The sequence below is a fragment of the Cellulosimicrobium sp. Marseille-Q4280 genome, from assembly GCF_943181405.1.
Classification (GTDB): Bacteria; Actinomycetota; Actinomycetes; order Actinomycetales; family Cellulomonadaceae; genus Cellulosimicrobium.
This window is the reverse complement of sequence record NZ_CALPBY010000002.1, coordinates 319,468-339,962: the sequence shown is the minus strand read 5'-3', so window position 1 is coordinate 339,962 and position 20,495 is coordinate 319,468. Positions and strand designations below refer to the sequence as shown.

General features: G+C 74.9%; 16 protein-coding genes and 7 tRNA genes. 17 read left to right on the top strand and 6 right to left on the bottom strand.

Going from position 1 to position 20,495, the window contains the following annotated elements; all coding sequences use genetic code 11:
• The first annotated feature begins 35 nt into the window (after positions 1–35).
• From NFS20_RS06255 to NFS20_RS06240, 4 genes are all read left to right on the top strand, one after another.
• Positions 36–1,016, top strand: coding sequence for a phosphate/phosphite/phosphonate ABC transporter substrate-binding protein (locus tag NFS20_RS06255; RefSeq protein WP_251150878.1), 981 nt, complete (start codon positions 36–38; stop codon positions 1,014–1,016).
• Positions 1,017–1,090: 74 nt separating this feature from the next.
• Positions 1,091–1,867 (top strand): phosphonate ABC transporter ATP-binding protein, encoded by a 777-nt coding sequence (gene phnC, locus NFS20_RS06250; protein WP_251150877.1) that lies wholly within the window; start codon positions 1,091–1,093, stop codon positions 1,865–1,867.
• Complete coding sequence (gene phnE, locus NFS20_RS06245; RefSeq protein WP_251150876.1) at positions 1,864–3,510, top strand: phosphonate ABC transporter, permease protein PhnE; 1,647 nt, start codon at positions 1,864–1,866, stop codon at positions 3,508–3,510. The genes phnC and phnE overlap by 4 nt, the downstream gene beginning before the upstream one ends.
• On the top strand, positions 3,486–4,541 hold the full coding sequence (locus tag NFS20_RS06240; RefSeq protein WP_251150875.1) for a zinc-binding dehydrogenase: 1,056 nt from the start codon (positions 3,486–3,488) through the stop codon (positions 4,539–4,541). The genes phnE and NFS20_RS06240 overlap by 25 nt, the downstream gene beginning before the upstream one ends.
• A gap of 29 nt (positions 4,542–4,570) precedes the next feature.
• Here the strand turns inward: NFS20_RS06240 and NFS20_RS06235 are convergent, their stop codons facing one another.
• The gene (locus NFS20_RS06235) at positions 4,571–5,278 is read right to left on the bottom strand and encodes a GntR family transcriptional regulator (RefSeq protein ID WP_251150874.1); all 708 of its coding nucleotides are present in this window, start codon (positions 5,276–5,278) and stop codon (positions 4,571–4,573) included.
• A gap of 65 nt (positions 5,279–5,343) precedes the next feature.
• Here NFS20_RS06235 and NFS20_RS06230 point away from each other — a divergent pair, with 65 nt between their 5' ends.
• Together NFS20_RS06230 and NFS20_RS06225 are read left to right on the top strand one after the other, a co-directional pair.
• Positions 5,344–6,534: a TIGR03364 family FAD-dependent oxidoreductase gene (locus tag NFS20_RS06230; protein WP_251150873.1), complete on the top strand. Its 1,191-nt coding sequence runs from the start codon at positions 5,344–5,346 to the stop codon at positions 6,532–6,534.
• 57 nt (positions 6,535–6,591) lie between these two features.
• The gene (locus NFS20_RS06225) at positions 6,592–7,269 is read left to right on the top strand and encodes a phosphonatase-like hydrolase (protein WP_251150872.1); all 678 of its coding nucleotides are present in this window, start codon (positions 6,592–6,594) and stop codon (positions 7,267–7,269) included.
• Between the two features lie 113 nt (positions 7,270–7,382).
• On the opposite strand, the gene NFS20_RS06220 is transcribed toward NFS20_RS06225, so the two are convergent.
• From NFS20_RS06220 to NFS20_RS06210, 3 genes are all read right to left on the bottom strand, one after another.
• A tRNA-Val gene (locus NFS20_RS06220) sits at positions 7,383–7,454 on the bottom strand.
• 57 nt (positions 7,455–7,511) lie between these two features.
• Positions 7,512–8,432, bottom strand: a complete 921-nt coding sequence (locus NFS20_RS06215; protein WP_251150871.1) for an aminotransferase class IV — start codon at positions 8,430–8,432, stop codon at positions 7,512–7,514.
• Positions 8,429–9,577 carry a chorismate-binding protein gene (locus NFS20_RS06210; protein WP_251150870.1) on the bottom strand — a complete coding sequence of 383 codons (1,149 nt, stop codon included), beginning with the start codon at positions 9,575–9,577 and terminating at the stop codon, positions 8,429–8,431. The genes NFS20_RS06215 and NFS20_RS06210 overlap by 4 nt, the downstream gene beginning before the upstream one ends.
• A gap of 196 nt (positions 9,578–9,773) precedes the next feature.
• Here NFS20_RS06210 and NFS20_RS06205 point away from each other — a divergent pair.
• The 7 genes from NFS20_RS06205 (at position 9,774) to NFS20_RS06175 (ending at position 11,685) form a co-directional block, all read left to right on the top strand.
• Positions 9,774–9,846: transfer RNA gene (locus tag NFS20_RS06205), tRNA-Gly, on the top strand.
• Positions 9,847–9,894: 48 nt separating this feature from the next.
• Positions 9,895–9,965 (top strand) — tRNA-Cys (locus NFS20_RS06200).
• A 35-nt stretch (positions 9,966–10,000) separates the two neighbouring features.
• Positions 10,001–10,075, top strand: a tRNA-Val gene (locus tag NFS20_RS06195).
• Positions 10,076–10,288: 213 nt separating this feature from the next.
• A tRNA-Gly gene (locus tag NFS20_RS06190) sits at positions 10,289–10,361 on the top strand.
• 55 nt (positions 10,362–10,416) lie between these two features.
• Positions 10,417–10,487: transfer RNA gene (locus NFS20_RS06185), tRNA-Cys, on the top strand.
• A 41-nt stretch (positions 10,488–10,528) separates the two neighbouring features.
• Positions 10,529–10,600: transfer RNA gene (locus tag NFS20_RS06180), tRNA-Val, on the top strand.
• A gap of 140 nt (positions 10,601–10,740) precedes the next feature.
• Positions 10,741–11,685 carry a hypothetical protein gene (locus NFS20_RS06175; RefSeq protein WP_251150869.1) on the top strand — a complete coding sequence of 315 codons (945 nt, stop codon included), beginning with the start codon at positions 10,741–10,743 and terminating at the stop codon, positions 11,683–11,685.
• A 41-nt stretch (positions 11,686–11,726) separates the two neighbouring features.
• Here NFS20_RS06175 and hrpB read toward each other — a convergent pair whose 3' ends face one another.
• On the bottom strand, positions 11,727–14,264 hold the full coding sequence (gene hrpB, locus NFS20_RS06170) for an ATP-dependent helicase HrpB (RefSeq protein WP_251150868.1): 2,538 nt from the start codon (positions 14,262–14,264) through the stop codon (positions 11,727–11,729).
• A gap of 63 nt (positions 14,265–14,327) precedes the next feature.
• Here hrpB and NFS20_RS06165 point away from each other — a divergent pair, with 63 nt between their 5' ends.
• Both NFS20_RS06165 and NFS20_RS06160 read left to right on the top strand, forming a co-directional pair.
• Positions 14,328–14,696 (top strand): DUF2277 domain-containing protein, encoded by a 369-nt coding sequence (locus tag NFS20_RS06165; RefSeq protein WP_251150867.1) that lies wholly within the window; start codon positions 14,328–14,330, stop codon positions 14,694–14,696.
• Between the two features lie 9 nt (positions 14,697–14,705).
• Positions 14,706–15,044 (top strand): hypothetical protein, encoded by a 339-nt coding sequence (locus tag NFS20_RS06160; RefSeq protein ID WP_251150866.1) that lies wholly within the window; start codon positions 14,706–14,708, stop codon positions 15,042–15,044.
• Between the two features lie 63 nt (positions 15,045–15,107).
• On the opposite strand, the gene NFS20_RS06155 is transcribed toward NFS20_RS06160, so the two are convergent.
• A complete protein-coding gene (locus NFS20_RS06155) occupies positions 15,108–15,320 on the bottom strand; it encodes a hypothetical protein (RefSeq protein ID WP_251150865.1) in 213 nt (70 codons plus the stop codon).
• A gap of 199 nt (positions 15,321–15,519) precedes the next feature.
• On the opposite strand from NFS20_RS06155, the gene glgX reads away from it, so the two are divergent.
• Both glgX and treY read left to right on the top strand, forming a co-directional pair.
• Positions 15,520–17,811 (top strand): glycogen debranching protein GlgX, encoded by a 2,292-nt coding sequence (glgX, locus tag NFS20_RS06150; protein ID WP_251150864.1) that lies wholly within the window; start codon positions 15,520–15,522, stop codon positions 17,809–17,811.
• Positions 17,812–17,819: 8 nt separating this feature from the next.
• Positions 17,820–20,483 carry a malto-oligosyltrehalose synthase gene (treY, locus tag NFS20_RS06145; RefSeq protein ID WP_251150863.1) on the top strand — a complete coding sequence of 888 codons (2,664 nt, stop codon included), beginning with the start codon at positions 17,820–17,822 and terminating at the stop codon, positions 20,481–20,483.
• Positions 20,484–20,495: the final 12 nt, after the last annotated feature.

Sequence of the window (20,495 nt, the reverse complement as noted above, 5' to 3'; positions counted from 1 at the left end):
CGCCCCCCGAAGACGTCACGACCGGAGACGACCCCATGAAGACGACCACCACCACCTTCGCCGCCGTGGCGCTCGCCGGTGTCACGGCGCTCACGCTCTCGGCGTGCAGCGGGACGAGCGCCGCGTCGGACGCGTCCGAGGCCGCCACGACGACCTCGGGCTTCCCCGAGGTGCTGCGCCTCGGCGCGATCCCCGCCGAGAACTCCACCGACCTCGCCGCCGGCTACGAGCCGATCATCGCGATGCTCGAGGAGGAGACCGGCTCCACGGTCGAGGTGAGCCAGGCGTCCGACTACGCGGGCGTCATCGAGGGCCTCATCGCGGACAAGGTCGACATCGCGTTCCTCGGCTCGTTCGCCTACGTCATCGCGACGCACAACGACGCGGCGATCACGCCGCTCGGCGCCGTCATCGAGGCCGAGGGCGCCGAGCCCGGCTACTACTCGCTCGGCATCACGCAGGGTGACAACGCCGAGATCGACGACCTCGAGGACTTCGAGGGCCGCAGCGTGTGCTTCGTCGACCCCGGCTCGACGTCCGGCTTCCTCTACCCGAGCTCGGGCCTCATCGACGCCGGCGTCATCGAGTCCGGCACGGAGAAGGACCTCGCCGCGGGCGTGCAGCCCGTCTTCGCGGGCGGCCACGACGCCTCGGCGCTGGCCGTCGCCGCAGGCGACTGCGAGGCCGGGTTCGCGATGCAGTCGATGGTCGAGGACACGCTGCCCGCCGCCGGCGACCTCGCCGAGGGCGACCTCAAGGAGGTCTGGAAGTCTCCGAAGATCTCGGGGTCGCTGTTCGTCGGCAACGACGCGCTCGGCGAGGAGAGCATCGCCACGCTGACCGGGCTCATCACGGAGAAGGCCAACTCGGAGTACCTGCTGTCGCAGGGCTTCTGCGACGGCGAGTGCCTGCTCACGGACGAGGACGCGTGGGGCTTCGCCCCGGCGGAGGACGCCGACTACGACGGCACGCGCGAGGTCTGCACGCTCACCAAGTCCGACAAGTGCGAGGGCTGACGGTGCCCACGACGACCACCGCGGGCAGTACCGTCCCCGGTCCCCCCGCAGGTCCGACGGCGGGCGAGCCCCTCGTGAGGGTCCGTGGTCTCGTCAAGGAGTTCGACGGGACGACGGCCCTCGCGGGGGTCGACCTCGACGTCGCGCGCGGCGAGCTGCTCGTCCTGCTCGGTCTCTCGGGCTCGGGCAAGTCGACGCTCCTGCGCTGCCTCAACGGGCTGCACCGCCCGACCTCGGGGGAGGTCGAGGTGGCCGGAACGCGCGTCGACCGCGCGTCGTCGCGCGAGCTGCGCCGGCTGCGCACCGACGTGGGCTTTGTGTTCCAGCAGTTCAACCTCGTCGGGCGGCTCACGTGCCTGGAGAACGTGCTCGTCGGCGGCCTGGGTCGCGTGCGCGGGCCGCGGTACGGCATCGCGACGTACCCGCGCCGGATGCGCGAGGAGGCGCTGGCCCACATCGAGCGCGTCGGCCTCGCCGACCAGGCGTACCAGCGCGCGGACACGCTCTCCGGCGGGCAGCAGCAGCGTGTCGCGATCGCGCGCACGCTCATGCAGCGCCCGCAGCTCGTCCTCGCGGACGAGCCGGTCGCGTCGCTCGACCCCGAGAACGCGGGTGCGGTGATGGACCTGTTCGTCCGGGTGTGCGCCGAGGAAGGGCTCACCGTGGTGTGCACCCTGCACCAGGTCGACCTGGCGCTCGGCTGGGCGGACCGCCTCGTCGGTCTGCGGCACGGCGAGAAGGTGCTCGACCGCCCCGCCGCGGGGCTCACCAAGGACGAGGCCATGGCGATCTACCGGCGGGTCGCGCCCGGGACGCCGGCCGAGCCCGTGGCCGTCGGGGCGAGCGCGTGACGGCCCCGGCCCCGGCGCCCCACCGGCCGCTGCCTGCACCGTCGCGGTCCACGCCGCACGGGGACGACCGGTCCGGGGGCAGGTTCCCCGTCCGGCCCCGGCCCACCCGGCAGCAGCGCACGCTGCGCTGGCTCGCCGGCGGGTCGGTGCTGCTCACGCTCGGCGCGGCGTCGTCGATCGGCCTCGACCTCCCGACCCTCGTCGCGGGCGGCGAGGACGTGGCGAACCTCGTCGAGCGGATGATGCCGCCGCGCCTCGACGACCCGGCCCGCGTCGCGACGCTCGCCCTCGACACGGTCCTCATGGCGTTCCTCGGCACCGTGCTCGCCACGGTCCTGTCGGTGCCGCTCGCGTTCCTCGCCGCCCGCACGACGACGCCGCACCCCCTGGTCGCCACGCTCGCCCGCGGCGTCATCACGTTCTGCCGCGCCGTGCCGGACCTGGTGTTCGCCGTGCTCTTCGTGCGGGCGCTGGGTCTCGGCGTCCTGCCGGGCGTCCTCGCGCTCGCGCTGCACTCCGTCGGGATGCTCGGCAAGCTCTTCGCCGACGCGATCGAGGACGCCGACCCCGGCCCGCGCGAGGCGGTCCGCAGCGTGGGCGTCGGGCGGCTGCGCGAGCTGCTCAACGGCGTCGTGCCCCAGGTGGTGCCGGCGTGGGTCTCGGCGTTCGTCTACCGCGTCGACATCAACCTCCGCACGTCGGTCGTGCTCGGGTTCGTCGGGGCCGGCGGCATCGGGTTCGCGCTGCAGGACGCCCTGCGCGGCCTCGTGTACCCGAAGGCGCTCGGGATCGTCGCCGTGATCCTCGTCCTGGTGGCCGCCATGGAGCTGGTGTCCATGGCGATCCGCCGCTCGCTGCTCGCGCCGCGCCGACCGCGCTACCACCGCGACCGGGTGGTGCGCCTCGCGTCGGGCGCAGCAGCGCTCGCTCTCACGGTCTTCTCGTTCGTCCGGCTCGACATCGACCCGCGCGAGCTCGTCACCTCGATACCGGACCTGTTCGCGGTCGCCGGCCGGATGTTCCCCCCCGACCTCACGTCGCTCGGCCCGGCGCTGTGGGAGGCGATGCTCCAGACGCTCGCGATCGGGCTCGTCGCCACGGGGATCGGCGTCGTGCTGTCGCTCCCGCTCGGCCTCCTGGCGGCACGGACGGTCGCGCCCCACCCCGTGGTCCACGCGGCGGCGCGCACGACGATCCTCGTCGTCCGCGCGATCCCCGAGCTCATCCTCGCGGTCGTGTTCGTCGCGGCGGTCGGGCTCGGCCCCGTCGCGGGCGCGATGGCGCTCGGTATCGGGTCGATCGGCTTCCTCGGCAAGCTCGTCGCCGACGCCGTCGAGGAGATCCCGACCGACGCCGCCGAGGCCGTGCGCTCCGTGGGCGGCGGGTGGTGGAAGGTCCTGTTCTCCGCCGTCCTCCCGCAGGGCATGCCGTCGATCGTCGGGTCGTCGCTCTACCTCCTGGACGTCAACATCCGCACGTCCACGATCCTCGGGATCGTCGGCGCGGGCGGCGTCGGCTTCCTGCTCTTCGAAGCGATCCGCACCCTCCACTTCGAGGTGGCCGGCGGGATCGTCCTCCTCGTGTTCGTCGTCGTCCTGCTCATCGAGAGGCTCTCCGGATGGATCCGCGCACAGCTGACCTGACCACCGTCGCGCTCTGGGAGGGCGGTGACGTGGTCCGTCTGACCGAGGTCCCGCTGCCCGATCTCAAGCCGCGCGAGGTCCTCGTCCGCGTCCGCCTCACGACCGTGTGCGGCAGCGACCGGCACACCGTGTCGGGGCGCCGGTCGGCGCCCGCCCCGTCGGTCCTCGGGCACGAGGCCGTCGGCGACGTGGTCCGCCTCGGCCCGGACGCCCCGCTCGCCGACGACGGCGTGCCGCTCGCCGTGGGCGACCGCGTCGTGTGGGGCGTGACCGTGGCGTGCGGCGCGTGCGACCGCTGCCTCACCGGCCGCAGCGCGAAGTGCCGTGCGGTCCGCAAGGTGGGGCACGAGGCGTTCGCGTCCGAGTGGCCGCTCAGCGGCACCTACGCGCGCCACGTCGTCCTGCCCGACGGCGCGACGCTCGCCCGGGTGCCCGACGGCCTGCCCGACGCGGTCGCGGCGCCCGCGGGCTGCGCGACCGCGACCGTCATGGCGGCCGTCGAGGCGGCAGGACCGCTCGAGGGACGGCGCGTGCTCGTCAGCGGCGCCGGGATGCTCGGCATCACGGCCGTCGCGGCGGCGCGGGACGCGGGGGCGGCGGAGATCGTCGTGACCGACCCCGACCCCGGCCGCCGCGGCCTCGCGCTCCGGTTCGGCGCGACGTCCGCGCGCGCCACGGACGAACCCGTCGGCCTCGTCGACGTCGCGATCGAGCTGTCGGGCGCGAGCACCGCGGTCGCTCGCGCGCTCGACGTCCTCGACGTCGGCGGTCGTCTGGTCCTCGCCGGCTCCGTGGCGCCCGGCCCCGAGGTGCCGCTCGACCCCGAACGGGTCGTGCGCGGCTGGCTCACGGTCACCGGGGTGCACAACTACGAGCCGCACCACCTGCGCGCCGCCCTCGACCTGCTCTCCCGGACCCGGGACGTCGCCCCGTGGCACGAGCTCGTGACCCCGGCCGTCGACCTCGCCTCGGTCGGCGCGCTTCTCACCGGGCCGCCCGCCGCCGCGCCCCGCACGGCGGTGGCCCCGTGAGCCGGCACGGCGTCCGGGTACGGAGGGCCTCAGCCCTCGCCGAGCTCGACGACGACCCGCACCGCGTCCGCGCGCACCCACCGCTCGGTCGACAGCAGCGGACGCCCGTCCACGGCGTCGCGCGCGAGGCTCGCGATGAGCCACGCCGGGTCGCCGGGCCGGCAGCCGAGGCCCGTGCTCGCCTCCTCCGGCGCGGACTCCATGCTGGCGCGCGTCCACGCGCGCTCCGGCAGCACGCGTGCCGTCGAGCGGAGGATCGCGTCGAGCGACTCCTCGTGCCGCAGGGCGGCGGGCAGCTCCGGCACGAGGCTCGTCGCCAGCCACTCCACGCCCCAGGCCGCGGGCATGCCGTCGATGAACGACCGGCGGACCAGGCGGAACCCCGGCGTGCCCGCCGCGCAGGCGAGCGCCGCGGCGACGTCGTCGGGCAGCGGCACCTCGTCGCACGCGAGGACGACCGTGCGAGGTGTCGCCCCGGCCTCCCGCAGGGTCCGGCTCCACGACGGGGCGCGGCCCGGCGCGACGAGGTAGTCGACCCGACGCCGCGTGAACGTGCCGACGCCCTGGATGCGGCTCACGAGCATGCGGCGCTCGAGCTCCTCGAGCGCCGCCCGGGCGGCGGCGCGGCCGACGCCGAACCGGCGCCCGACGTCCGCCTCCGACGCGACCCGGCTCCCGGACGGGAGGCGGGTCAGCTCGTCGGACAGCACGCGCACGATCTCGGTCGACCTGGTCACGCGCGGACCGTACCCGGGCCGGATGGCCCGCAGGTGAACGCCGCCCGCGGCACTGAGAGGACACCATGAGCACGATCTCCCCCGAGGGGCGCAGTGCGTCGTACCGCGGTCAGCACGTCGTCGTGGTCGGCGCAGGCGTCGTCGGCCTCGGCGTGGCCGCCGAGGCGCACCGGCGCGGCCACCGCGTGACCGTGGTCGAGCAGGCGGCGGGCGTCGTCGGCTCGTCCGTCCAGAACTTCGGCCACGTGTGCGTGACGGCCCAGGCCGGGCAGGCCCGGGCGTACGCGCTCGCCGCGCGCGAACGCTGGCTCGCGCTCGGCGCAGCCGCGGGCTTCCGGGTCGCGCGGACGGGGACGCACGTCGTCGCCCGGACGGCCGCCGAGATGCGCCTGCTCGCGGAGCTCGCCGAGCAGCGCGGCGACGACGAGGTACGCCTCCTCGACGCCGGCGACGTCCGCGCGGTCCTGCCCGTGCGACCGGACGCCGTGGTCGGTGGCGCGTTCCTCCCGCTCGACCTGCAGGTCGACCCGCGGTCGGCTGCGCCGGCGCTCGCCGCGTGGCTCGAGGCGCACGGCGTGCGGTTCCTGTGGCGCACCGCGGCGCGCGCGGTGTCGACCGGCCGCGTCGAGACGACCCGCGGCACGCTGACGGCAGACCTCGTCGTCGTCGCGACGCACCACGACCTCGACCGGCTCCTGCCCGACGTCGCTGCCCACGCCGGGCTCCGCAGGTGCCGCCTGCACATGCTGCGCGTCCGGCCCGGCTCACGGATCCCGCTCACGACGCCGCTCCTCACCGGCTGGTCGACGGTCCGGTACGCGGCGCTCGCGGCGTGCCCGTCCGCGGCGGACGTCGCCGCCGAGCTCGCCGCGGCGGACCCCGACGGGGCCGCGTGGGACGTCAACCTCATGACCACCCCGCAGGAGGACGGGACCCTGATCCTCGGCGACACGCACGTGCGCGACGTCGACGCGCCCGTGTTCCAGGACGAGGCCGGCTACGACGTCCTGCTGCGCCTCGGGACCGACCTGCTCGGCCGCGACGACCTGCGCGTCGTCGAGCGCTGGCAGGGCACCTACGCGACCGCCCCCGACCGGGAGGTCCTCCTCGCCGAGCCCGAGCCCGGCGTCCACGTCGCCACGCTCACCACGGGCATCGGCATGACGACCGGCCTCGGCCTCGCCGTCGAGGTGCTCGACCGCGCGGGCCTCGACCACGTCGAGCCCGATCGGGCCGAGCCGGCCCCGGGCGCCTGACGGACCGCACGCACCCGCCGCACCACGACCCCGCACACCCTCGGAAGGAACCACACCGTGATCGCACTCGCCGCCCTGGACGTCGCCGGCACCACCGTCGAGGAGGGCAGCGCCGTCTACCGCGCGCTGCACGACGCCGTGGCCCGGCACGGCAGCTCCGCCACCGTCACCGACGTCGCACGCTGGATGGGCGCGGACAAGCGCACCGCCATCCGCGCCCTGCTCGAGCTCGGGGGCGACACGTCCGCCGTCGAGAAGACCTTCGTCGACTTCGAGCGCCTCCTGCGCGAGGCGTACGACGCCGACCCGCCCGTCCCCATGCCGGGCGTCCTCGACGCGTTCGCCGTGCTGCGCGGGCTCGGCGCGAGGATCGCCCTCACCACGGGGTTCTCCGCCGACGTGACCGGGCTCCTGCTCGAGCGTCTCGGCTGGCAGGACGGCGTCGTCGACGCCGTCGTGACCACCGACGACGTCCCGGCCGGGCGGCCCGCGCCCTACATGGTCTTCCGCGCGATGGAGCGCACGGGCGTCACCGACGTGCGGCAGGTGCTCACGGTCGGCGACACCGTGCTGGACCTCGAGGCCGGGACCAACGCGGGTGCGGGACTCGTGGTCGGCGTCCTCAGCGGCGGCGTGCCACGTGACGTCCTCGAGGCGGCGCCGCACACGCACGTCGTCGACAGCGTCGCCGACCTGCCCGACGTTCTGGACGGCGTCCTCGTCCCGACGTCCTGACGTCCGCCTCCTGCGGCTCGGCCGGCGGGACGGCTCCGGCCCGGGCGCCGGAACGGACAGCAAGAGGCCCCCGGACCGGCGTCTTCCGCCGGCCCGGGGGCCTCTCGTCTCGGTGGGCGATACTGGGTTCGAACCAGTGACCTCTTCGGTGTGAACGAAGCGCGCTACCACTGCGCCAATCGCCCGAGTGCGAGGTCGATACTAGCCTGAACCGGACCGGATCGAGAAACCGGCACGAACGGTCACGGATCGAGGCGCTCGCGCCGCCTGCGCTCGAACAGCTCCCGGGCCGCGAGCGACACGGTCCCCGCCTCCACGTCGACGCCGTCGAGCCACGCGACGGGCTGCACGTTGCGCACGGACCCGGTCAGCAGCAGCCCGGCACGGCCGTCGGTCACCTCGTCGAGCACGTCGAACGGCAGCTCGCCCGGGAACGCCTCCCGCACGGGCAGCCCGTCCTCGGCGGCCCACTCGAGGAGCAGCTCGCGCGTGATGCCCGCGAGGCACCCCGACGACAGCAGCGGCGTGACGAGCTCGCCGTCGCGCTCCACGAAGACGTTGGCGCCCGTCCCCTCGCACAGCTCGCCCTGCGTGTTCGCGAGGAGCGCCTCGTCGCCGCCCTTCGCGACGGCGTCGGCGAGCGCGACGACGTTCTCGGCGTACGACGTCGTCTTGAGGCCCGCGACGGCCGACCGCTCGTTGCGCGTCCAGGGCGAGCGCACGGCCCGTCCGCGGGCCACGATCGTCGCCGGACCGGCCGCGACCACGACCGTCTGCGCGCCGGGAGTGCGGCCCGACCCGAGCGGCCCGATCCCCGCGGTGACGGTGATGCGCAGCCGGCCGACCGCGCCCGCGCCGCCCGACGCCCGGGTGCGCGCCTCGTCGAGGACCTGCGCGACGGCGTCGCGCACGAGGGCGTCGTCGGGCGCGTCCAGACCCAGGCCGCGGGCGGAGCGGGCGAGGCGGCGCAGGTGCCGTGTGAGGGCGAACGCCTGGTCGTCGAACACCGCGCACGTCTCGAACACCCCGTCGCCGACGGTGATGCCGTGGTCGACGGCGCTCAGGGCTCGGTCGCCCGGCGTGACGAGACGGCCGTCCGCCCACACGACGAGGTTCTCGGGCGGTGCGGTCGGAGCTCCGGGAGTCGGCAACGGCTGCGTCATGGTTCCAGTGTGCCGGAGGCGAGCCCGACGAGGCGGCGCGCCTTGAGCTCCGTCTCCTCCCACTCGCGCGCGGGGTCGCTCCCCCACGTGATGCCCGCTCCGGTCCCGAACCGCAGCACGCCGTCCGACCACCAGAACGTGCGGATCCCGACCGCGAGGACCGCGTCGTCGCCGTCGACCCACCCGACCGCCCCGCAGTACGGGCCGCGCGGCGCCGTCTCGAGCGCGGCGATGACCCGCAGGGCGGAGGACTTCGGTGCGCCGGAGACGGACGCGGGCGGGAACGTCGCGTCGAGCACGCGCCGCCACCGGTCGGGCGCGTCGAGCACGTCGTCGCGCACCCGGCCGGCGACGCGGCTGACGAGGTGCACGAGCCCGGGGTGCTCCTCCACGGCGAGCAGGTCCGTGACCTCGACCGTCCCGGGGTCGCACACGCGCTGGAGGTCGTTGCGCACGAGGTCGGTGATCATGACGTTCTCGGCGTGGTCCTTCGCGGTGAGCCCGTCCGCGGTGGGGGCGGTCCCCTTGATCGGCCCCGACGTGAGCACGCCGTCGCGCAGCTCCAGGAACAGCTCCGGGGACGCGCTGACGACCCACACCGGGTCGACGCCGCTGCTCGCCGGGACGTGCACCATGCCCGCGTACGGGGCCGGGTTCCCACGGGCCAGACGCCGGGCGAGGGCCTGCGCGTCCGGCTCGCCCGCGCCGCCGGGAACGAGAGGCGCGCTCAGGACGCGGCACACGTTCGCCTGGTAGACCTCGCCCTCGCGCACCTCGTCACGCACGTGCGCGACAGCGCTCTCGTACGCCTGGCGGCTCAGCGAGCTCGTCCACGACGTCGGCGCGGGGCCCTGCCACACCGGCGCGGCGGCACCCTCGGGGCTGCCGGTCGCGTCGGCGCCTCCGGTGCCGTCGGTGGCGGACCAGGTCGCGTCGTCGGCCTCGACGCGCTCGGCGAAGCGCCAGGCGCGCACGCGCCCGCCGACCTCGGGCCCGTCGAAGTCGGCGACGACGAACCAGGGACCTCCGGTGCGCAGCCGCTCGGGCGTACGCCGCACGTCGACGCACTCGAGCACGCCGCGCGCGGCGCGGCCGGAGAAGCGCGCAGCCCCGGCGTCGTCGGGCGTCCTCCCAGGTCCTGGCACGGGCCCACGCTACCCATCGCCTCGCCGGCCGCGTCGCCCCGAACCCCGTGTCCGCCGACCGCAGGCTGACGGCAGGCTGACGGCAGGCTGACGGCGGGCCAAGCCCCGGTTGGACGTCGGGCGCTCCGGTCGACTAATGTCTGGGACGCGCCGGAACGCCGGGGACACCGAAAGGGTCTTCTGAAGGACCGGCCGCGCGGATGTGGCTCAGTTGGTAGAGCATCACCTTGCCAAGGTGAGGGTCGCGGGTTCGAATCCCGTCATCCGCTCGGAGGCCCACTCTCGACGGCTCCCTCGGGGGCGTCGGAGCAGGTCGCGGTGGAGTGGCCGAGAGGCGAGGCAGCGGCCTGCAAAGCCGTATACGTGGGTTCGAATCCCATCTCCACCTCCTACGCAGTACCAGCACCACCTGCAGGACCACCTGGGCGATTGGCGCAGCGGTAGCGCGCTTCCCTGACACGGAAGAGGTCACTGGTTCGATCCCAGTATCGCCCACCAGCACGACACGAAGGCCGTCCCGGCATGACCGGGGCGGCCTTTCGCGTCCCTCGGGCCGGGTGCACGCGCGCGTAGCCCACCGCACACCGACGTGCCCCCCGGATGCGGGAACTCGGCCGAAAGTCGGCTAGTATGTGGACGCGCCGGAACGCCGGGTACGCACGATCTCTCGACCTTCGAGTCTCGATCGACGTCCTCCGACAGTCCGGCCGCGCGGATGTGGCTCAGTTGGTAGAGCATCACCTTGCCAAGGTGAGGGTCGCGGGTTCGAATCCCGTCATCCGCTCGGAGGCCCTTCTCAGACCGGCTCTCTCGAGAGCGAGAGAGAGGACGTGTCTCACGGTGGAGTGGCCGAGAGGCGAGGCAGCGGCCTGCAAAGCCGTATACGTGGGTTCGAATCCCATCTCCACCTCGCGAGCAGCAACCCTGAAGCACTCCTCGGGGTTGCCACTCGGGCGATTGGCGCAGCGGTAGCGCGCTTCCCTGACACGGAAGAGGTCACTGGTTCGATCCCAGTATCGCCCACCGAGCATCAGCACGGGCCGTTCCGGAGCACTCCGGAGCGGCCCGCTGTCGTCGGGGGTCCTGCGTCGTCGTGAGGTCCGGCCGCGCCCTGTCCGCGACGTGCCGAACCGTCGCCACCCGCGCCCGCTACGCTCACCGCCATGGCGCACGATCGCACGACCGAGGACATCAGCACCGACGATCGCCGTCGGGCCGACGACCGGCCCGACGTCCTGCTGCTGGGCCGCGCGCCCCGCCCGGTGACCGGTGCCGAGCTGGCCGCACGTGTGCGGTCCGCGCTGGTGGAGGAGGTCGCGGGCGACCTCGCGGAGGGTGCGGTCGAGCACCTCGACCGGCTGCGCGTGAGCGCGACCGTCGACGGCCCGGACGTCCTGACCCTCGACGTCGACCTCAGCGGAGTGGTCGTCAGGCCGACGCTCTCGGCGGACGGCGACGCCACGCCCACCGACGAGCGTGCGGCTCCGGTGCCCGCCGACGCGGCCGCGCGCGAGGACGGCGTCCTGCGGCGCCTGCGCGTCGACGCGCACCCCGTCACGATGGAAGGCGTCCCCGTCGACCTCGTGCTCGAGGCGCAGGACGTGCCGTTCCGGTGGGTCGAGGGCACGGACGGGTCGCTCGGCGTCGAGACGGTGGAACCGGACGACGACGCGCCGCTCGTCGGGCACGTGCGCGTCGCCGCACCGCAGGACGCGCTCGTCGCGACCGCGCGCCGGCTGGTCGAGGAGCCGCTCCGCACGCTGGGCGGCCTCTCCCTCTCCTCCTTCGACGTCGAGATCGAGTCGACGGGATCACGCTCCGCTCGAGGAACCGGGTTCGCCCGTGTCCGCAAGGGCATCCTGTCGGCGAGCATCCATGCGCGGGCGAGCATCGAGGTCGACGCGGCGATGGTCCTCACCGTGCGGGAGCTGAGCCTGACGAGCCGCAACCCGGTGGTCGCCGCCGCCCTGCTCGCGGCGCGCAAGCACGTCGACGAGGCGCAGGGCCAGACCGTCGACCTCGCGGCCGAGCTGCCGGCAGGCATCCGGCTCGCGGACGTCCGGCTCGACGTCGGCGAGTCGGTCGCGGTGTCCGCCCGGTTCGCCTGACCACGACGACCCCGCTCGGAGCCCGAGCTCCCGGAGCTCGGTCAGTCCCGACGTCGTGGCCGCGGGGTGCCGCGCAGCGGCGCCGCCGTGGTGGGGTCCTCCGGCCACGCGTGCTTCGGGTACCGGCCGCGGAGCTCCGCGCGCACCTGCGGGTAGCCCTGGACCCAGAACGACTCCAGGTCGGCCGTGACCGCGGCGGGTCGGCCCGCCGGGGAGAGCAGGTGCAGGAGCACGGGCACGCGACCGCCCGCGACGCGCGGCGTGCGGGTCCAGCCGAACGTCTCCTGGAGCCGCACGGCGAGCACCGGCTGGTCCTCGGCGTAGCTCACGGCCACGCGTGACCCGCTCGGGACCTCGAGGCGCTCGGGCGCGAGCTCGTCGAGCCGCGCCGCCTCGGGCCACGGCAGGAGCCGGCGCAGCGCGCCGACGAGGTCCGCGCCCCTCCCCCGGGCGACGGCGGGCAGGTCGGGACCGAGCCAGGCGTCGAGACCGTCCAGGAGCGCGTCGTCGTCGACGGCGGGCCACGGCTCCCCCACAACGCGGTGCAGGAACCGGAGCCGGTCGCGCAGCCGGACCGCACCCTCGCTCCACCGGAGGGAGTCGAGCCCGTCCCGGCGCAGCCCGTCGCGAACCGCCGCGGCGACCGCGTCGGCGGGCGGGTCCCGCCACGGGTCGCGCACGAGCTCGATCGCGCCGAGCGACGTCACGCGCGACGCGCGCACGCGGCCCGACTCCCACTCGACGACGCCCGACGTCCGGAGCTCGCCCGCGGCCGCGGCGCGCGCCGTCGCCTCGTCCAGGGGAGCCGCGGACCGGACGACGGCGTCCGCGCGGCCCGCGGCGCGGTCCACGTCCGCGACGGCGAGCCAGGGCATGCCCTGCAGCGGCGAACCCGGGGGCAGGGACGCGCCGGCACCCGACACCATCAGGTACGACTCCCCACCGGGCCGTAGGCGCGCGACCCGGTCCGGGTGGGCGAGCGCGACGACGTGGCCGACCGCGGCGTCGTCGGGCAGGCGCGGGCCTCCATCGGCGTCCGCCGGTCGCCGACCGGTGGCAGCGTCGACCGCGTCCCGTGCGACACGCTCGAGCCGGTCCCGCTGCGCCGCCCAGGCGGCGGAACCCGGTCCGCCGCGGCGCAACCCGCGCAGCGCGGCAGGCAGGTCGGCACCCGGCGCACGGACGTCCTCCGACAGCAGCGCGACGACCTCTGCCGCACGTCGCGCGCCGACCCCGGGGACGGCGTCGAGCAGCGCTCGCGCACGACGCGGGTCGGCGGGGACCGCGGCGATGCGGCGCCCGAGGGGTGTCACGCCGTCCGGCCCGACCGCGCCCAGCCCGTGCAGCACGTCGCGCGCCGCAGCGAAGGCGGCCGGGGGCGGCGGGTCCAGGAGCGCGAGCCCGGCGCCGTCGGGACTGCCCCAGCACGCGAGCTCGAGCGCGAACCCGGTGAGGTCGCCGGTCCGGATCTCCGGCTCCGGGTGCCGTAAGAGGCGCGCGTGATCGCCCTCCGACCAGCACCGGTACACCGCCCCCGGCGCCTCACGGCCTGCTCGGCCTGCGCGCTGCTCCGCGCCCGCCCGGCTCACCGCGACCGTCACGAGGCCGGGCAGGCCGCGGCGCACGTCGGTGCGCGGCTCGCGCGCGAGCCCGGCGTCGACGACGACCCGCACGCCGGGGACCGTGATCGAGGACTCCGCCACCGCGGTCGAGACCACGACCCGGCGTCGCGGACCGGGATCGAGCGCCCGGTCCTGCTCGCGCGGGGGCAGACGGCCGTGCAGCGGGCGCACGTCCGCGTCCACGCCGGCGAGACCCCGCGACACGAGGTCCACCTCGCGTGCTCCCGGCACGAACACCAGCACGTCGCCCGTGCGCTCGTCCAGCGCCCGGCGGGTCGTGGCGACGACGTGGTCGCAGAACGCGCGCGCCGTACCCCGGGCGTCGGTGCGCGGACCCCTCGCCGGGCACCAGACGACGTCGACCGGGTGGAGCGCGCCCTCGACGCGCACCACCGGGACGACGTCCCGGTCCGTACCGGCACGACCCACGAGCACCCGGGCGGTGCGCTCGGCCTCGACGGTCGCGGACATCGCGACGAGGACGAGGTCGTCACGTAGGTTCTCGCGCACGTCCGCCAGGAGGGCGAGGACGAGGTCGTCCTCCAGGTGGCGCTCGTGCACCTCGTCCAGGACGACGGCGGCCACGCCCGGCAGCTCGGGGTCGCGCTGGAGCCTGCGCACGAGCGTGCCGGTCGTGACGATCTCGACCCGGGTGCGCCGCGACGTCCGCGACTCGCCGCGCACGGTGTACCCGACGGTGCCGCCGAGCTCCTCGCCGAGCAGGGACGCGAGGCGCCGCGCCGCGGCGCGCGCGGCGAGCCGGCGGGGCTGCGTCACGACGACGCGCCCCTCCAGCGCGTCCGCGAGGGCCGGCGGGACGAGCGTCGTCTTGCCGGTGCCGGGCGGCGCCTGGACGACGACGGCCCCGACGTCGTGCGCGCCGCCGACGACCTCGGCCAGGTGGCCCCCCACGGGCAGGTCGGGCGGCGCGGCGAGGAGGCGGGCGATCGGGTCCACCCCCGTAGTGTCCCGTGCACGCGCCCTTCCCCGGGCGGCGGCGCCCGGCGTACGGTCGAGGGCATGTGCCGGAACATCACGACCCTGCGCGGCCTCGTCCCCCCGGCGACGGAGGAGGAGGTCGAGGCCGCCTCCCGTCAGTTCGTCCGCAAGGTGACCGGGATCCAGCGCACGAGCGCCGCGACGGAGGAGCCGTTCGAGCGCGCCGTGTCGGAGATCCAGGAGATCGTCGCGCGCCTGCTCGACGAGCTCCCCGAGCGCCGCCAGCCGCCGCCGACGGTCCCGCCGCTGCGCCGCGAGGAGGTCCGCGCGCGCATCGCCGCGCGCGAGGCGGCGGAGCGCGAGCACGAGCGCGCGCACGCCCTCGGCCTCGCCCACTCGCACGACGACGCCGAGGAGGACGCGCCGACCGCCCGCACCGCCGGCGTCTAGGCTCGTCCCGTGGAACTCGCTCCCCCGACCCTCGACAGCGCGACCTCAGGCTGCGGCACCCACGACGTGGAGCGGCCCGAACCCGTGAGCGCGTCGATGCGCCGGGCCAAGGCGGGTGCGCGCGCCGCGCACGTCACCACGGGCCAGGTGCGCGAGGACGGGTCGGGCCGCGTGACGATCGAGTGCTCGTGCGGGATGGTCCTGACGAACGGACCGGACTGGACCGTCGACGAGCACATCCGCCTGCACCGCGCCGAGGCGCGCTACCTCGCGCTCAGCGCCGTCGCGCCCGCCGGGATGCCCCGCATCCTGCCCGTCGACGCCGCGCGTCTGCCGCGACTGGACTGAGCCCTCCCGCGACCGGGCCGCGCGCAGACCGGCCGGTGCGGCCCGTGGTGCGGCCCGCCCGGCTCAGAGCTCGTCGGGGTCGTCCCACGACGTCCCGGACGACGCCCCCTCGATCGGACGTCGCTCGGTCTCCGACAACGAGTGCGGCGCCTTCGTCGCGTCGCCCCCCGTCAGGACGTCTCCGCGCTCCTCCTCGTCGTCGCGGTGCGGGGACAGCCGGGCCGAGGCGATGTCGGACTGGTTGAGATCGTCGGTGCGGCGCGGGTCGGTGCTCATGCCACGGGTCTACCAGGTCCCCCGGGCACCCGCACGCGGTCCCTCGTCCGGGCTCGGTGGTGCGGCCAGGACGGGTTCGTGCGGAGACGACGACGCCTGCTTGGCACACTTTTTTACCGACAATGAGATGTGGTGCGCGTCTCAGTCCCGACGGCGACTCCCCAGGGCGACGGTCGGTGGCCCGTGACATCCTCTGGGGATGCAGACCTGGCCTGGCCACCCCTACCCCCTCGGGGCCACCTACGACGGCTCGGGGACCAACTTCGCCCTCTTCTCCGAGGTCGCCGAGCGCGTCGAGCTGTGCCTGCTCCACGACGACGGCACCGAGCAGCGCGTCGAGGTGGAGGAGGTCGACGCCCACGTGTGGCACGTCTACCTCCCCGGCGTCGACCCCGGTACCCGCTACGGCTACCGCGTGCACGGTCCGTACGACCCGGCGAACGGGCACCGGTGCAACCCGTCGAAGCTCCTCCTCGACCCGTACGCCAAGGCGATCGAGGGTCAGATCGACGGCGACGAGTCGCTGTTCTCGTACCGGTTCGGCGAGGACCAGCCGGACGCGGCCGCCCCCGGTGCCGCCGGTGACGGCGCGGACGCCGGCGAGGCCCCCGACGCCGGCGGCGACGGGGAGACCGGGCGACCGTCGTCGGGCGCCGCGCTCAACGACGACGACTCCGCCGAGCACACGATGGTCTCCGTCGTGGTGAACCCGTTCTTCGACTGGGGCCACGACCGCCCGCCGAACCGGGACTACCACGACAGCGTGATCTACGAGGCGCACGTCAAGGGCATGACGATGCTCCACCCGGACGTGCCCGAGGAGCTGCGCGGGACCTACGCGGGCATGGCGCACCCGTCGGTGATCGAGCACCTCGTGACGCTCGGCGTCACGGCGGTCGAGCTCATGCCCGTGCACCAGTTCGTCAACGACCCGAACCTGGTCGAGAAGGGGTTGTCGAACTACTGGGGCTACAACACGATCGGCTTCTTCGCGCCCCACAACGGGTACGTGGCCTACGGGACGCGCGGCCAGCAGGTTATGGAGTTCAAGTCCATGGTCAAGGCGCTGCACGAGGCGGGCATCGAGGTGATCCTCGACGTCGTGTACAACCACACGGCCGAGGGCAACCACATGGGGCCCACCCTGAGCTTCCGCGGCATCGACAACAAGGCCTACTACCGCCTGGTCGACGGCGACGAGGCGCACTACTTCGACACCACGGGCACGGGCAACTCGCTGCTCATGCGCTCGCCGCACGTGCTGCAGCTCATCATGGACTCGCTGCGGTACTGGGTGACGGAGATGCACGTCGACGGGTTCCGGTTCGACCTCGCGGCGACGCTCGCGCGCCAGTTCCACGAGGTCGACCGCCTCTCGGCCTTCTTCGACATCGTGCAGCAGGACCCGGTCATCTCCCAGGTGAAGCTCATCGCCGAGCCGTGGGACCTCGGCTCGGGCGGCTACCAGGTGGGTGGCTTCCCGCCGCTGTGGACCGAGTGGAACGGCGACTACCGCGACACGGTGCGCGACTTCTGGCGCGGCCAGTCCTCGACGCTGCCCGAGTTCGCGAGCCGGCTCACGGGGTCGTCGGACCTCTACGAGCACAGCGGGCGCAAGCCCATCGCGTCGATCAACTTCGTCACCGCGCACGACGGCTTCACGCTCAACGACCTCGTGTCGTACGACCACAAGCACAACGAGGCGAACGGCGAGGACAACAAGGACGGCGAGAACCACAACCGCTCGTGGAACTGCGGCGTCGAGGGTCCGACCGACGACCCCGAGGTCCGGGCGCTGCGCGCCCGCCAGCGCCGCAACTTCCTCACGACGCTCCTCCTGTCCCAGGGCGTGCCCATGCTCGCGCACGGCGACGAGATCGCCCGGACCCAGGGCGGCAACAACAACGGGTACTGCCAGGACAGCGAGATCACGTGGATGGACTGGCGCGGCATCGTCGACGACGCCCACTCGGCGGAGCCGCCGTCGCACGACGACGACGTGCCCGCGGACCCGGACGCCGAGGAGCGCCGCGCGCTGCTCGAGTTCGCCCGCCGCGTCGTGTGGCTGCGCCGCGACCACCCCGTGCTGCACCGACGGCGCTTCTTCGTGGGACGCGGCGCCGAGGACACGGCGGACGACGCCGCGCACCTGCCGGACATCGAGTGGCTCGACATCACGGGCTCGCGCATGGACTCCGAGGACTGGAACCAGGCGTTCGCACGGTCCGTGATGGTGTTCCTCAACGGCGACGCGATCCCGGAGACGGACCGCCGCGGCGAGCCGATCGTCGACGACTCGTTCCTGCTGCTCCTCAACGCGCACCACGACGTGCTCGAGTTCACGGTCCCGGGCGCGGAGTACGGCGAGTCGTGGTCCGTCGTGCTCGACACGGACGGCACGGTCGACCTCGGCGACGAGCTCCGCCCGGGCGACACCGTGCCCGTCACGGGCCGCAGCTCGATCGTCCTGACCCGGCCTCCGCTCCGGTGACGGGGCGCATGACCGGCACGGCGACGGAGCGGACGGGCGAGGCCGTGCGCGACCCGGAGCCGGGCGCGCCGTCGCACCGGGCCGCCCCGGTCTCGACCTACCGGCTCCAGCTCGGGCCGGACCTCACGTTCGACGCCGCCGCGCGCCAGGTGCCGTATCTCGCGCGCCTCGGCGTCACGCACCTCTACCTGTCCCCCGTGCTCCAGGCGGCGCCGGGATCGACGCACGGCTACGACGTCGTCGACCACTCCCGCATCAGCGCCGAGATGGGCGGCCGCGCCGGGCTCGACCGGCTCGCCGCGGCCGCGCGGGACGCGGGGCTCGGGATCGTGCTCGACGTCGTGCCCAACCACATGGCCGTCCCGACGCCCGCATGGCACAACCGCGCGCTGTGGTCCGTGCTCGCGGACGGCCCCGAGTCGCCGTACGCGTCGTGGTTCGACGTCGACTGGTCCGCCGGGGAGGGGGCGCTGCTCATGCCCGTGCTCGGCGTGCGGCTCGGGGACGCGCTCGCCGCGGGCGACCTCGTCCTCGACGAGATCGTCGTCCCCGACGCGCCCGACGACGGCACGGTCGACCCACGCTCCGACGTCGCGGCCGACGACGCTCCGGGCGGGACGCGCACGACCGTCCTGCGGTACTTCGAGCACGTGTTCCCCGTGCGCGAGGGCACGCAGGACCTCCCCCTCGCCGAGCTCGTCGAGCGGCAGCACTACCGCCTGGCGTTCTGGCGCGTCGGCGACGAGGAGCTCAACTACCGGCGGTTCTTCGACGTCGGCTCGCTCGTCGCGGTGCGCGTCGAGGACGAGGCCGTGTTCGACGCGACGCACGCGCTCCTGCTCGAGCTCGTGACGTCCGGGGTCGTCGACGGCCTGCGCATCGACCACCCGGACGGGCTCGCCGACCCCGGGCAGTACCTCGACCGGCTCGCCGAGCGCACGGACGGCGCCTGGGTCGTCGTCGAGAAGATCCTCGCGGGCGACGAGCAGGTGCCGCCGGACTGGGCCACGGTCGGCACCACCGGGTACGACGTCGCGTGGCGCCTCCAGCAGCTCTTCGTCGACCCGGGCGGTCGCGCCGGGCTCGACGCGGTGATGACACGTCTCACCGGCGACCTGGCGGGTGGGCTCGAGGGCGTCGTCGAGCAGGCCAAGCACGAGGTCGTGGCCGGACCGCTGTACGCGGAGGTCCACCGCCTGACGGACCTCGCGGCCGCGGTCTGCCACGACGACCCGCGCCTGCGCGACCACACGTGGCGCGCCCTGCACCAGTGCCTGCGCGAGCTGCTCGTCGCGTTCGACCGGTACCGGGCCTACGTCGAGCCCGGCGTCACGCCGCGGCACGAGGCCGTGCGTGCCGTCGAGGAGGCCGCGGCGCGCGCCCGCGCGCGCCTGGACCCGCAGCGCGGCGACACGCTCGACGTCGTCGTCGACCTCGTGCTCGGGCGCGAGGTCGGGAGCGCGGGGCGCCGCCGCGAGGCGCGCCGCGACGAGCTCGTCGTCCGGTTCCAGCAGGTGTGCGGCGCGGTGACCGCGAAGGGTGTCGAGGACACCGCGTTCTACCGCTGGACCGAGCTCTCGAGCCTGTGCGAGGTCGGCGGCGAGCCGGACCGGTTCAGCCTCGGGGTGCACGACTGGCACGCCTTCGCCCAGCGCTTCTCGGCGCTCACACCGCTCGCGCTCACGGCCGGGTCGACGCACGACACGAAGCGCGGCGAGGACACCCGCGCGGCGCTCGGGGTCCTCGCCGAGGACGCGACCGGCTGGTCACGGCTCGTCGAGGAGGTCCGGTCCGCGAGCGCCCCGTACCGCGGCGTGCTCGTCGACGGGCTCGCCGAGAACCTGCTGTGGCAGACGGTCGCGGGCACGTGGCTGCCCGACGCGCGGGCCGCGACCGACAGGACCGATGCCGCCGACAGGCCGGCGGGCTCCGGCGACGAGCACCGGGTGATCGCGGCCGACCGTCTCGTCGACTACCTGCGCAAGGCGCTGCGCGAGGCCAAGGTCCGCACGTCGTGGACGAGCCCCGACGAGGCGTACGAGCGCGCGGTCGAGGACCTCGCGCGGCGCGCGCTGGAGGACCCGGCGGTCCTCACCGCGTTCGCGCGCTGGTCCCACGACCACCGCGAGGAGCTGCGCGCGGCGAGCCTCGGCATCAAGCTCGCGCAGCTCACCGCCCCGGGGGTCGCGGACGTGTACCAGGGCAGCGAGGGATACTCCCCCACGCTCGTGGACCCGGACAACCGGCGCCCGGTGGACGTCCGCGACCTCGACCAACGCCTCGCACGGCTCGACGAGGGCAGCGGCGCACGGACGCTCGCCGACGAGAAGCTCCTCGTCACGTCGCGCGCGCTGCGGCTGCGTCGCGACCTCCCGGAGGCCTTCGTCGGGCCCGGGGCGGGCTACTCGCCCGTCGCCACGTCGACCCCGTGCGCGCTCGCCTTCGCCCGTACGCTCGACGGCACGCCGCGCGCGGTGACGGTCGCGACCCGCCTGCAGGGCACGGTCCGGCGTCTCGGCGGGTGGCGCGACCACGTCGTCGCGCTGCCTGCCGCGACCGGCGGGTGGCGGGACGTGCTCACTGACCGCGTGCACCCCGCAGGGCCGGTCCTGGTCGCCGAGCTCCTGGCGGACCTGCCGGTCGCGCTGCTCGTCGAGGCGGGTGGCGCATGACGCCGGCCCCAC